The organism is Tautonia sp. JC769 (genome assembly GCF_040717455.1).
Lineage (GTDB): Bacteria > Planctomycetota > Planctomycetia > Isosphaerales > Isosphaeraceae > Tautonia.
This window is the reverse complement of sequence record NZ_JBFEFH010000001.1, coordinates 78,701-94,095: the sequence shown is the minus strand read 5'-3', so window position 1 is coordinate 94,095 and position 15,395 is coordinate 78,701. Positions and strand designations below refer to the sequence as shown.

Below are 15,395 nucleotides of genomic sequence, written 5' to 3'. Positions count from 1 at the left end.
GAACGCCCGCCGATGGCCGAACCGGACGACGACCCCGTTTATCGCGATTCGAAGCGGGAAGCCCTCATCATCTTGCTGGCCTGGGCCACCTGCATGGTCTGGTCGGTCTCGTATTGCTACCTCAACGGCTACACCCGGCACGACCGCGTGCCGGGAGAGGTCTCGGCGCTGCTGCCGACGCTCGACCAGCACAACCGGACGCCCGACTCCCTGACGCTGCCGCTGGGCCTGGGCATCCCCGATTGGGCGTTGTGGGGGATCGTGGTCCCCTGGATTCTGTGTGTCGTCTTCAGCGCCTGGTTTTGCTTCGTGTACATGACCGACGACCCCGAACCGCAGGACCGGGGCGAGGACGAACACCTGGTCGATCCGGCCGTCGAGGACTGAGACGCACATGACCCACGAACTGGCCACCGGCTTGGTCTTCCTCGGTTACATGGTCGGGGTCTTCGGACTGGCGATCCTGTCGAACCGGCTCTTGCAGAAGAAATCGTTCCTGGCGGAGTACTTCCTGGGGAGTCGGGGCCTCGGTGTCTGGGCCCTGGCCTTCACCTTCGCGGCGACGAGTGCCAGCGGGGGGAGTTTCACCGGGTACCCGTCGTTGGTGTATACCTACGGCTGGATCGTGGCGCTGTGGATCGGCAGCTACATGATCGTGCCCGTGGTCACCATGGGCCTGATGGGCAAGCGGCTCAATCAGGTCTCCCGGCGAGCGGGGGCACTCACGATCCCCGATGTCATTCGCGAGCGGTTCGCCTCGCCCGGCCTGGGCCTGTTCGCCTCCATCGTGATCGTCTTCTTCACGCTGACGAACCTGATCGCGCAATTCAAGGCCGGTGGCATCATCCTCGACGTCCTCCTCGAGGGGACTCCCGGCTATCGCGATCAAATCGTCCCCTGGGTCGAGCAAACCGGGCTGCTCTCACCGCTGCTCGCCATCGCAGGGGCCGACACCGGGTATGTGCTTGGCCTGCTGCTCTTCGCCTTCACCGTCATCCTCTACACGTCGTACGGCGGCTTCCGGGCCGTGGTCTGGACCGACGTGATGCAGGGGATCGTCATGGGGATCGGCGTCCTGATCCTGATCCCCTTCACGATGGCGGCCGTCGGCGGGTTGAACAAGGCCACCAGGGACCTGGCCGAACGCCCTCCCCGCCTGGTGGTCGGGCTGGCGGCCCGGGACAATGCCATCGAGTATTATGGCAAGGCCGGGGCCGACGTCATCATTCATCACACGACCTTGCCCCCTGCCGTCGCGCCCGACTTCGGTGCCCCGCCCCTGACCGTCGAGGTCGTCGAAGACGACCAGGGCCGCATCCAGATCGACGTCAACCTGGCCGCCCCGATGGGGACGATCGAGGCCACAGCTCGCGACGTGGTCGAGGCCGTCAACGCCTCTCCCGAGGCCAGCGCGTGGGTCACCGCCGCGATCCCGAAGCTCGATCGCTATCCCGACCTGGCCGGCAACGGGACCGCCCCCTTGATGGACGAGCCGAACCACCTCCGGGCCGGCAGCGACCTGGTCTTCGGCCCCGGCTTGAAGCAGAAGGGCAACGGGGCGGGCGACCCGTTCCACCCGATCGGCATGGCCATCTCGTTCTTCTTCATGTGGGCCATCTCCGGGGCAGGACAGCCCGGGACCATGGTCCGCCTGATGGCCTTCCGCGACAGCAAGACCCTGCGCTACGCGATGTTCACCGTGACGATCTATTTCGGCTGCATCTACCTGCCGATCATCTTCCTCTTCACGGCCGCGCAGCAGATCATCCACCCGGCCGAGCTGACCGCCGGCTCGGACCAGATCATGCCCCAGCTCGCCAGCCGGGTCGCCCCCTGGTGGCTGGCCGGCATCCTGATCGCCGCGCCATTCGCGGCCGTGATGTCGACGGTCGACTCGTTCCTGCTCCTGATCAGCTCGGCGGTGGTGCGCGACATTTACCAGCGAAGCATCAACCCCGACCTCTCCGAGCGATCGGTCAAGATCATCAGCTACTCGACCACCGCCATCAGCGGCATCCTGGTCACCTTGATGGCCTTGAACCCGCCTCGGTTCTTGCAGGACTTCATCGTGATGACCGGGGGCGGCTTCGCGGCGACCTTCCTCGCCCCCGTCTTCCTCGGCATCTACTGGAAGCGGATGACCCGCATCGGTGCCTGGCTGTCCATGGCGAGCGGATTCATCACCACGGTCATCCTCTTCTCCCCGGTGCTGCTGGCCGCCCCCCTGGCGGCGTTGAATGTCAGCTGGCGGAGCGAGGAGATTCACCTGTTCGGCCTCCATCCGCTGATCTGGGGACTGGTCGCCTCGTTCGGCCTCGGGATTCTCGGAAGCCTGGTCACCCCGAAACCGCCCCGGTCGCTCATCGATCGCTACTTCGCGAAGCCAGATCTGGCAGGATTGGACGAACCTCCGGCACACCATGTTTGACCGCCCCGAGCCGTTCGCGCTACAATCAGCGATCCGTCGAAATCCAGCGTAACGCCGATCGAGCGATGACACCGGCCGAACCGGCCGTCGTCATCGCCGATCGCACGCCAACGAGGGGAGGAGCCCCGACCATGAGGCTGTCCTTCGACGAACAAGGCACGGGGCCGGCGGTCGTCCTGCTGCATGGATTCCCGCTCGATCGCTCCATGTGGTCGTCGCAACTGGGGATCCTCTCGAATCATCATCGGGTCATCGCGCCTGACTTGCGGGGACATGGTCAGTCGCCGACCCCTCCCGGCCCCTACCCCATGGAGGATCTGGCGGACGACGTGATCGAGACGCTCGACGCCGCCGGGGTCGAGCCTCCTTATGTCGTTGGCGGCCTCTCGATGGGGGGTTACGTCGCGCTGGCGATGGCGGAGCGTCATCCCGATCGCCTCCGGGGGTTGATGCTCCTGAACACCCGGGCCGGGGCCGATCAGCCCGAGGCCGCCGCCAATCGGCAGGCCAAGGCCGCCGCGCTCGAGCAGGAAGGCTCGACCGAGTCCCTCACGGCCATGGTGGAGCTGCTGATCCCCGAGACGACGAGGAACTCGCGCCCGGAACTGGTCGATCACGTCGTCGCCATGATCCGCCAGACCTCTGCCGTCGGCGCGGCCGGTGCCCTCCGCGGCATGGCCATGCGTCCCGATCGCCTCGACGTGCTCCGACGCCTGGCCGTCCCCCTGGTCGTCATCGCCGGGGCCAGCGATGCCATCGTTCCCGAGCCCGAAGCCCGGGCGATGGCCGAGGCGGCTCACCACGCAGACTTCATCGTCATCCCTGAAGCCGGGCATCTCACCCCGATGGAAGCCCCCGGCGCGACCAATACCGCGATCCGGTCGTTTCTGGACCGACTGACATGACATGCCCACGGCCCGGCCAGGACGGCCGGCCCTCCTCTCCAGCGGCCCGGACGCCAATCCTGGCGATCTCGCTCATCCTGGCGTCCTTGCCGGGCGGATTCGCCTGCGCCCCGGGCGATGCCGCCTCACGCGATCGCCCCGAGGGCCTCGTCGTCTCGAACCCCCGTGCGCTGGCCCCTCCCGCCGGTCGGCCTTCCGCCGTCGAGGCCCTCGCCTGGGGCGGCTCACCGGACGACCGCCGCCTGGCTGCCCTGTTCGGTGATGGTCGGTTCGCCTGCTACCGCCCTTCCACGGGGCCGGCCCCCCGGTCCGTCGGCCTTGTCGTCCCGGATCGAGGCGCCCTGGCCGGCCTGGCGGTCTCGGCCGTCGACCGGGTGGTCACGGGAGATGCTTCCGGGTTGGTGCTCTGGGACACCTCCCAGCCGATGGCCCGGCCCATCGACCACGTCGATTGCGGCCCCGTCGGCACGGTGGCCCTGGAACCGATCGGGCCCAACGACCTGCTCGTCGGCCTTGAAGATGGCCGCCTGCTCCGATTTCGCCCCGACCGCGATCGGATCGGCGACCCCCGGGCCGAAGCCCGATCCTCGGGGCGCGCCTCGGGAGTCCGGGCGTTGACCTTCCTCGACAGCGGCCGATCCATCGTGGCCCTCCGCCAGGACGGCCTGGGCGAGCGCAGGGCCAGGCAACTGAACGGCCCCTCCGAACCCATCGGCCCGGCCCTGGCCGTGACGGAGGTGCGCGACCGCATCGTCCGCATCCTGGGCGCGGCCGAAGACGGCCCGGCCCTCGAAGCGATCGGGCCCGACGGGTCCCCCGCCTGGCGGTTCCCGCTTCCCGCCGAGGGGGTCGACCTGGCCCCCGTCCTCGGGGGCGACGGCCTGATCGTCTGCTGCGAAGACCGGATCTTGCTCATGCGGCCCCCCCGCGACGGCCCTCCGAGGCCTGCCGAAGTCCGGGGCATTCCCGCCGAAGGGACCACCCGAGTCGCCGTCGACCCGGCCGATCCGTCCGGCCGCCGCGTCGCCCTGGCAGACGCTGCGGGCCGGCTCCTCGTCTACGACGCGGAAGAACTCGCGCGATCGGCCGCGCCGATTCCCCTGGACAATGCCGCTGACCTGGCCTTCCGCCTCCAGCGGCGAGCCTATCACACCCGGCCCCTGACGGGTCGCGAGGCTTCGGAGGGCGCCCCGCCCCAGACCTCGACCTCGCAGCGGCTGACCGATCGCATCGCCGAGGCCCGTCGCCTGCTCGACCGCCGCGAACTGGACACCCTGCGCCCCCTGGTGCGCGATCTCGAAGCCGACCCCGCCCTCGATCGCGATGCGTCGGCCGAGGTGGCCACCCTGACCGCGGCCGTCCGCCAGGAAACCGGGTGGCCCGACCTGGCGATCCGCCATCCCCTGGCGCTTGCCCGGGAATCCTTCACGCTCCGGGGCCGGATCGACCGCGAAGCCGACCTGAGACTCTGGTCCGGATCCCTGCTGATCCCCTCCTTCGACGGCCGAAGCGAGGCCGGCAGCCCCGTCCGGGTCGAGGAAGCCCTGGCCGAGTTCCGCCGCGCCGCGGGCCTGTTCCGCCAGGCCGACCCGAGCCTGGAACGCCAGGCCAGGATCGCCGAGGCGATGACCGCCTGGGGGCTGCTCGCCCTGGGGCGTCCGCAGGCGGCCCAGGCGGCCTTCCTCCCGGTCGATCAGTACGCCAGGCAAGACCCGGTGCTCCGTCAGGCCCCCGAGTTCGACCGGATCGCCGCGGCCCTTGCCGTGTCTCGACGCGACTGGGAAGCGGCCGACCTGGCCAGCCACCGCCTCCTTCGTCGACTGGACCCGATTCCGACAGACCGGCTCGCCCTGGCCCGGGAAGCCGCCCTGGAACGTGTCGGGCACCTCGCCGCCCTGGGGCGCTGGACCGAGGCCGCGCTCGTACTCGGGTCGGAGCACCCCGACGACCCCGAATGGACGCTCCGGCGGGCCACCGTCCGACGACTGGCCGGGCTCGACCTCGAGGAGCCGGAGCAATACCCGGCAGACACCTCGACCCTTGGCCCCGAATCGGTCGCGAGGCTCCACGTCGTCGGGCGGCTCGCCGTGACCTCCGAATCGTCGCGGGCCACCGGGGTCGATCTCCTCGCGGAGGCGGCCGAGGCCCACCGCCAGGCCGGTCGATCGGACCTGGCCATCGAGGCGGATCTGGAGCGGGCGGAGGCCCTGGAACGGCTCGACCGTCCCGGGGAAGCCCTCGAGCTCCACGCCCGGACGGCCCGAACCCTCGTCACCGAAATCGACGAGAACCGCACGAGGGGGGCCTCCCGGCCGATCGGCTTCGCCGCCGGCAGGGCCTACCGAGGACTGGCCCGATGCCAGCTCGCCCTGGGTCATCCCGATCGGGCCCTGGGAGCACTCGATCAGGCGGCGCTGGTCGCCTGGTTCGAACGGTCGGGAGAAGCCCGCGTCCGGTCCTCGGTCCTGGTCGCCCCGGCGGGAGGCTCGACGGCACCTCGACTCGCAGCCGCTCGACGAAGGGCCTTCGGGGCGAATCCGCGATCGGCGGCCGACTCGGAGGCCGATGCCCTGGTCCGCCAGCTTGAGGTGCGTCGCGCCGCGGAGCATCGCGAATTGGCCCTGACCGATCCGACGCGACCGTTCGACCTCTCATCACTCCGCCTCGGCGATCGCGAAGCCGTCCTGGTCGTGTCGAGCCTCGGACCGGAATCCCTGGCCGGCTTCCTGATTCGCCCCGATCAGCCCGTCCTGGTCCGGACCCTCCCGATGGGTCGGTCGGGCCTCCGACGTGCTGCCCGGCTCTGGCGGGCCGCGCTCGGGGACTCCGGCCGACCCGACGAGCTGGAGCGGGCCTCGCTGCCCGACGCCCTACTTGCCCTCGCCCCCGAACCCGATCTTCCTCGGGCGACGCGGGGGGACCCCACCGATCGGGAGTCGGCCCGAGAGCCGGGGTCGGCGTTGATCGACGCTGTTCTCGGCCCGTTTCTCGGCTCGATGAAGGGGGTCGATCGGCTCGTGGTCGTGCCCGATGATGCCCTGGCGGCCGTGCCGCTTGACGCACTCGCGACCGGCCCGACTGCCCCAGGACTCCCCGGGCTCCGCTACGCGCCGAGCCTCTCCTTGCTCCGACGGTCCCGGGCCGAGCCCCGCGACTCCGGGGCAGACGGCGCATCGATACTGGTCGCCTCCACGGCGGATCCGGTCCTCGGGCTCGCCGTCCGGTCCGCTTACGGGGCCGAGGCGACTCGCGTCGAGGTCCTGAGCGATGCGACGGGACTCCCCGATCGGCTGATCCGGGGGGGCAGAGTCCCTCGGATCCTCCATCTCTCCACGATCGCCTTGCTCGATCCGGCCACTTCTCGCCTCGGAGAGCCGGAACTGGTGCTCCGCTCCGACGCCCCGGCCCCCGACGCTCGGGAAGAATTGCGGCTGACCGGGTCCGAGATCCTCGGGCTGGATCTGCGAGGGTCGCTCGTTCTCCTCTGGCTGGAGTACCAGCCGAAACCCCTGGTCGCCGAGCCGACCGCCTGGCGCGACCTCGCCGCCTGCTGGATGGCCGCCGGGGCCGAGGCGGTGATCGTAAGCCTCTGGGATCCGCCGCCCGACTCCGCTCCGCTGTTCGCCTCGGCGTTGCATGCAGGCCTCGCGCGAGACCTCTCACCCGCCGAGGCCCTCGACCGGGCTCGCCGGACCCTCGCGGCCCGGTCCGCGACGGCCGACCCCGTCCACTGGGCCGGCTACGTGCTTTATGAAGCCGGTCCCGCGGATCGATGATGCGAGCGTCGTTCGCTCCCGATCGGCGCCAATGCCGTGCGGCCCTTGCACGAGGGGCGTCGTCATGCGATAACGGGCCAGCATCGGATCGAGATCGGCTCCTGAAACATGCTGGAAGCCGCGCTTCCGCTGCGAACTTGCCGGCGTCGGAGCGATCGTCACCGCGTCCGCCGGCAATCCCCGACACTTCACCCCCCTCCGATACGGACCGCTGACCAAAAGATCAATGCCGGGACGTCACCTCGAACCCTTGATCTCAACCGACGCCGAACTGGCCGAACTCATCGCCCACCTCCGCGATCAGGGCCGCTTCGCCTTCGACACGGAATTCGTCTCGGAGGAGACCTTCGAGCCGGTCCTGTGCCTGGTGCAGATCGCCTCGAGAGAGCGACTGGTCGCCGTCGATCCCCTGGCGCGGGGCCTGAATCTCGATCCGCTCTGGGAACTCGTGCTCGACCCCTCGGTCGAGGTCGTCATGCATGCCGCGGGCGAGGATCTCCGCATTTGCCGGCTGCGCACCGGTCGCCTGCCCAAGCACGTGTTCGACACCCAGATCGCCGCCGGGCTGGCCGGGTTCGGCTACCCGATGTCGCTGACGAACCTCGTCAATCAATCGGTCGGCATCGCCCTCGCGGGGAGTGAGACACGGACCGACTGGCGACGCCGCCCCCTGAGCGAAGCCCAGGTCCAGTACGCCCTGGACGACGTCGCCCACCTGCTCGATGTGGCCGACCATCTGCTCGACCGGCTCGAACAGCGCAACCGACTTTCCTGGGCCGAGACCGAATTCAACGCGTTCCTCGAGTCCGTCCGCCGACGGGTCGAGGAGGATCGCTGGCGACGGCTCCCCGGGGCCGGGGGCCTGAATCGCAGGTCGCTGGAAATTGCCCGTCGCCTGTACGACTGGCGCGTCGAGGAGGCCCGGGCCAGCAACCGCCCGATCCGTCAGATCATGCGCGATGACCTGATCGTCGGGATCGCCCGCCGCCAGCCGAAATCGAGACGCGACCTGGAAGCCCTGCGCGACTTCAACCGCCCGGCCCTGATCGCCCGGTCCCGGGAGCTGCTCGACGTGATCGCCGAGGCCCTGGCCGTCCCCGAGGATCGCCTGCCCGAGCCGGGAGAACGCCCCGACGACCTGCCCGGCCTGTCGATGCTCACCTCCCTGCTCAACGCCACGATGGCCCACTGCGCCGCCCGTCATCAGATCTCGACCGGGCTGGTCGGCTCGACCAGCGACCTGAAGGCCTTGATCCGCTGGCACCTCGACGGGCAGCCCGGGGGCAGCGAGCCGGCCATCCTGCGGGGTTGGCGGGCCGAGGTCTGCGGCCGGGCGTTGCTCGACGTCCTCTCGGGCCGCCTCGCCTTGCGCATCGACGACCTCGGCTCCGAGGTCCCCGTGGCCCTGGAGCCGGTGGTCTCTCACCCGTCCCTCGAATCGAACCCGCCTGACGGATCGCCATGAATCGCATCATCAGTTGCTTCACGAACTGCTACGGCCCCTCCGGCGTCCGCACCGCGGCCGAGAAGATCCGGGATGCCGGCATCGAGCACCTGGAGCTCGCCCTCCGCGGCCACAACTTCGGCGGCCTGGTCATCCCCGAGGAGGTCGTCGTCACCGAGAAGGCCGACGACGCCACCGCCTCGGAGTTCCGCGACCACCTGAAGCGCCTCGGCGTCAAGGTCAGCGGCTGCAACGTCGGCGGCGGCGACATGCGCACCGACGAGGGGACCGCACTGACCGAGCGCCGGATCCGGTTCGCCCGCAAGTGGTTCGACGTCGACATCGTCGTCTCCGGCGCCAGCCAGCCGACCACCCCCGAGGAGCGTCGGGCCGTCGTCGAGAACCTGCGCAAGGTCGGCGACGTCGCCCAGGAACTCGGCATGGTCATCGCCCTGGAGACCCACAAGGGGCCGACCCAGAACGCCGACGAGATGCTCACCCTCATGTTCGAGGTCCATCACCCCGCCGTCCGCCTGAACTACGACACCGGGAACATCCTCTATTACAACCCGGGCGCCGACGTGCACGAGCAGCTCGACCGGGTCAAGGATTACGTCCGGAACGTCCACCTGAAGGACTCGCGCGGCCGGCCCGAAGACTGGTACTTCCCCGCGGTCGGCGACGGCGGCGCGATCGACTTCCGGCGGATCCGGGAGCAGCTCGACGCCATCGGCTACGCCGGGCCCTACACGATCGAGATCGAGGGGATCGGCGGCGAGGATGAGCCCGGCCTCGACGAGCGTCACAACCGGATCAAGCGCAGCGTCGATCATCTGAAGGCGTGCGGCTACTTCGATTGAGCCGCGACCACCGGGGACGATTGAGGGGCACTCGCATGGATCCGGTCGATATCCTGACGATGTCGGTGCGCGTCGCCCAGTTGATCCGGTCGTCCTCCGACCCCGAACTGACCATCATCCAGGCGTATGGCGCCCTCGGGCTCGACCCGCCCGGCGACCGCGACGAGCCGATGGCCGTGCGAGTCGCCCGGCTCGTCGAACGCGCCGGCAGCGATCGAGGGGACCTTGACGCCTTCCTGCGCGATCGCTCCGGCCCCTTGCCCTGGAACCGGACGATCGAGCCGGAGCCTTCGGAGCTGCTCGAGGCGGATCCGGAGGCGGTCCGGCTCGTCGAGTTCGTCGAGGATCCCGCGGCCGAGGCGTCTGCGTTCGATCTCTTCACCGGCCCGTTCCCGCCCTTCAGCATCGCCGAGCGTGCGGCCGTCAGCCACTTCGACCGCGAGGAGATGCTCCAGCAACTGGCCGATCAGGCGGCCGAGGCGGGCGAGCCCGTCGATCCGAACCTCAGGCAGCTGGCCGAGCGGCCGCTCCCCGTCGCGGTCCGAGGCCTGATCGACTACCCGATCGAGATCCCGGCCCTCTTCGCGATCGAAACCGGCGAGGAACCCTGGAACACCTGGGAGATCTGCTGCGCCTTCGCCGAGCAGTACCGAAAAATCTACGAATCCGCCGGGGCGTACGGCGTCTGGGGGCACGATCTGACCGACCTCTGGATCGAACGCCTGCTCTATTACCCGACCGAACGGCTCATCTACCCGCTGATCGGCTCCTGAGCGATCCGCTCGCCCTGTCCTCCTTCGCCTCGCTCCTGAGTGTGTCGAGGCATGGACGCATCTCGAGTCTCGATCGGGGCAGCTCGTTCTGGTAAGATCCGCCTTCTTCGGCGGGCTTCGTTCGTGCCTTGCCGATCGCCCCGAGCACCGTCGGCTGGCGAAGTGCCCGAGCCCCGAATGCCCCACAACCGCATGCCCACACCCACCACCTCTCCCCAACTTGCGAAAATGGATTACGAGGTGGTCCGCCCCCTCGGGACCGGGGCGGGCAGCACGATCCTGCTGATCCGAGACACCTCGACCGGCCGCCGTTACGCCCTGAAGGTCATCCGACGCCAGGGGCCGGATGACGACATCTACGTCAATCAGGCCTCGCAGGAATTCAAGGTTTCTCGGATGCTCAACCATCCGAACATCCTGAAGATCCTCGATTGTCGGGCCCGGAAATCGTGGTTCCGGACCACGGGGATCGAATTGTTGATGGAGTTCGTCGACGGCTTCGTGCTCGACGAGGTGGCGTCGCTGCCGATCCCGAGGCTCGTCGCCATCTTCCGCCGCGTGGCCGACGCGATGGCCCACATGCACCGCCGGGGGGTCTACCACGGGGACCTGAAGCCGGGCAACCTGATGATCTCGAAGGCCGGCGAGGTCAAGGTGATCGACTTCGGCACGGCCTGGATCCGGGGCGAAGACAAGGCCCGAGTCCAGGGGACCCCCTACTACATGGCCCCCGAGCAGGCTTCGGATCGGATCGTAGACGAGAAGACCGACCTCTACAACTTTGGCGCGACGATGTATCGCATGTTCACCGGCGAGTATGCCAATCTCGGCATCCCGGGGCTGGACAACGGCAAACTCGGTCGCTCCCGATTGCAGGCCCCCGCCGCCCTGGTCGCCGAGATTCCGAAATCGTTGAGCGACCTGATCATGCAGTGCATCGCCCCGAAACCCGACCGCCGCCCTTCGGGGATGTCCGAGGTCCGCGAACGCCTCGACGCGATCGCCGCCGAACTCGGCCCCGAGGCCGAGGACCCGACGGCCTTGGAATAGGCCCGGTCCCTCCCCCGTCGCTTCGAGCGTGCCGCCCGGGAACCCTCCGAGGTCGCTCGCTCGCCGAGTCTCCCTCCCCCGATCGACCCGACCGCGGGGTGGTCCGTCCGATCGAATCGGGATGAACCCCCTCGGCTCTCGCTTGAGCGGAAACCGTGCGTCATGGTACAGTAGACCTCTTCCCCTTCGGTGCTAAGGGGGTTCGGGACCTGTTCTGCTCCGATTTCCAAGGTGATCGTTCACACAATCCAAGGGAGGGCTCATGGCTAGCCGCCGTCGAGGCAAGGGCCGTCGCAAGGTCGGTCGCAAGAAGCGCCGCATGCGCAGCAAGATCCGTCACCGCAAGAAGTAATCCGATCGGGACGGCCCCCCCTCTGACCGGCCGCCCCGAGTCGTCACGGCACGGCCGAATTGCCCGCGTCGTACCGCTTGATTCCGAGCGAGGCCCCGTCGATGAGTGTCGGGGCCTTTTTCATTGCGCGCAGACCTCCGATTCCGTCGATTCTTCGGATTCGGCGGGCCACGAGGGCCGATTCCATCGAGTTGCGATGAATAGGTTGGTCCATCCGGCGAAGAACTTCCGCCGAGAGCCGATCGGATCCTCACCCCGAACCGAGGGGGGCACGTTGGCTCCTGAGTCCGACCCCGGAGCACATCGATGGCATCAATTGATCGTCGCGGTCCGATGGACCGTGGTGGTGCGAGAGGAGCACCCTCTCGCTGGTCCGGCCTGGTGGTCGGCCTGATCGCCGCCCTGGTCGTGGGCGGCTGGTTCCTCTACAGCGCATGCCGCATCGAAGTCGGCAAGGGCAAACAAGCCGTCCTGGTCCGCAAGGTCGGGCACAACCTGGAACCGGGCATGGAGATCGCCCCGGCCTGGACCGAGGACCGAGGCTACTCGAAGGGGGTCCAGCCCGACGTCCTGACCGAGGGCCGCTTCTTCTACAACCCGTTCTTCTGGGATTGGGAAATCACGGATCAATTCCAGGTCCCTGAAGGCAAGTGCGCGGTGATGGTTTCGCTCGTCGGCGAGGAGCTGCCCGAGGGCCGGGTGCTCGCCGACGACACCCAGAAAGGCATCCGCCCCGGCGTCATCGAGGCCGGGGCACGGGTCGCCTACAACCCCTATGCGACCGAGTTCCTCGTGTTCGACCCGGTCGATGTGCCGACCGGGTCCCGAGGGGTCGTCACCTTGCTCTCCGGCCGGTCGCAGAAGGACCCGAACGTCGTGCTGGTGGACGAAGGGGAGCGGGGCGTGCAGCTCAAGACGCTGCCCCCCGGCAAGTATTTCATCAACCCCTTCGAGCAGCGGATCAGCGTGGTCGATTGCCGGACCCGGATCTTCGGGCTGAACGAGGACGCCGACATCACCTTCCTCTCGGCCGACGGCTTCAACATCTCGCTCGACGGCGCCGTGACGTTCCGCGTGTCCGAGGAGCGGGCCGCCGAGGTGTTCGTCCTCTACAACGAGGATTTCAACGGCGACGCGATCGATGATGAGATCATCGCCAAGATCATCACCCCGTACGCCCGATCCATCTGCCGGGTGAACGGGTCGAAGCTCGACGCCGTGCAGTTCATCTCGGGTGACGACCGTGAACTGTTCCAGCAGGATCTGGAGAGCACCCTCTCGGCCCGCTGCGAGGATCAAGGCATCGAGATCCTCCAGGTTGCCGTCACGTCGGCCTCGGCCCCCGAGGAGATCCGGGCCCCGGTCCGGGCCCGAGAGGTCGCCAAGCAGCAGCTCGAACAGTTCCTGCAAGAGAAGCTCCAGCAGGAATCGCAGGCCGAACTCCGGGTCAAGAACCTCCTCGCCGAGCAGAAGGCCCGGCTGATCGAGGCCGAGCAGGAAGTCGTGGAGAAGACCACCAAGGCCATGCAGGACCAGGATGTCGCCGTGACCGAGGCCGAGCAGCGGCTCTCCGTCACCGAGACCCAGCTCGAAGCCGCCATGAACCGGGCCGCCGCCCTGCGGTCCGAGGCCCAGGCCTCGGCCGACGTCATCCGATTCAAGAACGAGGCGGATCTGGCCGGTCTGGCCTTGCGGGTCACGGCCTTCGGCGGAGACGGCGGGTCGCTCGCGAGGAACGTGCTCATCGGCAAACTCGCCCCCGCGTTCCAGTCGATCCTCTCCAATTCCGACGGGCCGTTCATGGAACTCTTCGGCTCCTTCGTGTCGGACACTCCGACCCCCAACCTGACCCCGATTCCGGAGCCGTCTCCCCGATCGCCCGACCCATCTACGGGCGTCGACCCGCTGGCCGGGAATGCCCCAGGTGCATCCGAGTCGCTCCCCAGCAATCCCTTCCGAACCGCGGAGGCAAACCGATGAACCCCCGAACGCTTCAACGCCTGCTGGGGGCCGCCGCGACCCTGTCGGCCCTCTTCATCGGCGGTTATCTGATCGCCTGGAAGTGGGTCGTCTGCCGCGTCGAGGTCCCTCCCGGCGAGAGCCTCCTGCTGACCTATCGAGGGCCCTTCCCGCCCCTCCGCTCGGTCCCGACCGCGCCCCCGGGGACGCTCGTCGAGCTGGACGAGCGAGGCCGCCCGCAGCAGGTCGGCATCCTGCAAAACCTCCTCGGGCCGGGCCGACACTTCATCAATCCGCTCGAATACAAGTACGAGCGGATTCAGGACACCCTCGTGAAGCCGGGGGAGATCGGCGTCCTCACGGCCAAGTTCGGGGAACAGCTTCCGCAAGGCCAGTACCTCGCCGATCGCGAAGGCCAGCGCGGGATCCAGCGGAAGGTGTTGACCCCGGGCCGATACCGGATCAATTCCTACGCCTATGACACCGAGATCCTCCCCGTCTCGGCCTGCGTGAAGACCAATGGCGGCGTCAAGCACCAGGCCGGAGACGCCCTGCTGATCCCGGCGGGCTATGTCGGCGTCGTGACCAATCGCTCGGAAGATCTCCGCACGTCCGCCCAGCGCGGGACGCTCGACGACGTGCTCCAACCTGGGATCTATTACCTGAACCCTTACGCCACCCAGGTCGACATCCTGAGCATCGGCTTCAACGAAACGACCCTCTCGGTCGAGGCCGAGCTCGGCCCCGACGGCAAGCCCCGCTACCAGGAGGTCGAGACGGTCGGGGTCGATGCGGCAGCCCCCCTGGGCCGCGATCCGGTCTACCGCAAGGACAAGGGGATTTGGTTCCTTTCACGGGACGGGTTCGACATCTTCCTCGACTTCACGACCATCTGGGGGATCCTCCCTGATCAGGCCCCCGACGTGATCCGACGCTTCGGCAAGGCCAGCGAACAGGAGCAGAACGTCCTGAAAGTCGTCGAGGAGCAGGTCGTCCTGCCGGACATCGGCTCGATCTGCCGGATCAACGGTTCCCGGCATGGGGCCGTCGATCTGCTCATCGGCGACAGCCGGGAGGCCTTCCAGACCGACACGTCCGAGGAGCTGGAAGCGTCCCTCAAGCAGAAGAACATGACGCTTCTCTTCGGTTTGCCCCGCCAGATCTACGTCCCTGCCGAGGTCCGCGAGCCGATCCAGCGCTCCAAGATCGCCACGGAAGTGAAGTTGACCAACGAGCAGAAACAGCTCACCGCCGAGGCCGAAGGCGACCTGATGGAGGCCAAGGCCAAGGTGACTCTCGAGGAACGTCGCGTCGCCGCCGAGACCGAGAAGCTGTTTGCCTCCGCCCTGGCCGAGGGTGAGAAGCAGGCCCGGCAGATCGAGGCCGAGACCGAGAAACTCGTCGCCGAGCTCGACGCCCAGACCGCCGCCATCCAGGCGGAGATCACCACGACGATCGGCGAGGCCGAGGCCAAGAAGGTCGAGCTGACGAACGCCGCCGAGGCCGAGCGTTACCAGCGCTACGTCGAGACGCTCGGCGGCCCCGAGGCGTACAACCGGTACCTCTTCGCCGAGAACCTGCCCGAGACCCTCCGCCTCGGCATCTTCCACGCCGGCCCCGGGACCTTCTGGACCGACCTCCGCGGCTTCGAGCAGGCGATGCTCGGGAAGCTTGCGTCCGACTCGATCGCCCCGGAAGCCCTGCCCGACACCCAACCCGCTTCAACGAGCACCGCCGTGCCTCGACCGGCCTCGATCCGGGGCCTGGATCAGCGCTGAGGCGCGTTTTCCGCCACGCTCCACCAATCACCTCCAAACCTCGCCCGGGTCTCTGGCTCCGGGCGAGGTT

10 protein-coding genes are annotated in these 15,395 nt (G+C 68.4%); all 10 read left to right on the top strand.

The window, feature by feature from the left end; all coding sequences use genetic code 11:
• The first annotated feature begins 12 nt into the window (after positions 1-12).
• The 10 genes from AB1L88_RS00385 to AB1L88_RS00340 all read left to right on the top strand — a co-directional run bounded on the left by AB1L88_RS00385 (position 13) and on the right by AB1L88_RS00340 (position 15,325).
• Positions 13-387 (top strand): hypothetical protein, encoded by a 375-nt coding sequence (locus tag AB1L88_RS00385; protein ID WP_367094642.1) that lies wholly within the window; start codon positions 13-15, stop codon positions 385-387.
• Positions 388-394: 7 nt separating this feature from the next.
• A complete protein-coding gene (locus AB1L88_RS00380) occupies positions 395-2,428 on the top strand; it encodes a hypothetical protein (protein ID WP_367094641.1) in 2,034 nt (677 codons plus the stop codon).
• 131 nt (positions 2,429-2,559) lie between these two features.
• Positions 2,560-3,333 (top strand): alpha/beta fold hydrolase, encoded by a 774-nt coding sequence (locus AB1L88_RS00375; protein ID WP_367094640.1) that lies wholly within the window; start codon positions 2,560-2,562, stop codon positions 3,331-3,333.
• Positions 3,330-7,109: a CHAT domain-containing protein gene (locus AB1L88_RS00370; protein WP_367094639.1), complete on the top strand. Its 3,780-nt coding sequence runs from the start codon at positions 3,330-3,332 to the stop codon at positions 7,107-7,109. Before AB1L88_RS00375 ends, AB1L88_RS00370 begins: the two co-directional genes overlap by 4 nt.
• A gap of 226 nt (positions 7,110-7,335) precedes the next feature.
• Positions 7,336-8,574: a ribonuclease D gene (gene rnd / locus AB1L88_RS00365; protein WP_367094638.1), complete on the top strand. Its 1,239-nt coding sequence runs from the start codon at positions 7,336-7,338 to the stop codon at positions 8,572-8,574.
• Entirely contained in the window at positions 8,571-9,413 is an 843-nt protein-coding gene (locus AB1L88_RS00360; protein ID WP_367094637.1) for a sugar phosphate isomerase/epimerase family protein, read from the top strand. The genes rnd and AB1L88_RS00360 overlap by 4 nt, the downstream gene beginning before the upstream one ends.
• 35 nt (positions 9,414-9,448) lie before the next feature.
• On the top strand, positions 9,449-10,186 hold the full coding sequence (locus tag AB1L88_RS00355; protein ID WP_367094636.1) for a hypothetical protein: 738 nt from the start codon (positions 9,449-9,451) through the stop codon (positions 10,184-10,186).
• A gap of 192 nt (positions 10,187-10,378) precedes the next feature.
• Entirely contained in the window at positions 10,379-11,236 is an 858-nt protein-coding gene (locus tag AB1L88_RS00350; RefSeq protein WP_367094635.1) for a serine/threonine-protein kinase, read from the top strand.
• A 658-nt stretch (positions 11,237-11,894) separates the two neighbouring features.
• The gene (locus tag AB1L88_RS00345; protein WP_367094634.1) at positions 11,895-13,568 is read left to right on the top strand and encodes an SPFH domain-containing protein; all 1,674 of its coding nucleotides are present in this window, start codon (positions 11,895-11,897) and stop codon (positions 13,566-13,568) included.
• On the top strand, positions 13,565-15,325 hold the full coding sequence (locus AB1L88_RS00340) for an SPFH domain-containing protein (RefSeq protein ID WP_367094633.1): 1,761 nt from the start codon (positions 13,565-13,567) through the stop codon (positions 15,323-15,325). The genes AB1L88_RS00345 and AB1L88_RS00340 overlap by 4 nt, the downstream gene beginning before the upstream one ends.
• The last annotated feature ends 70 nt before the right edge of the window (positions 15,326-15,395 follow it).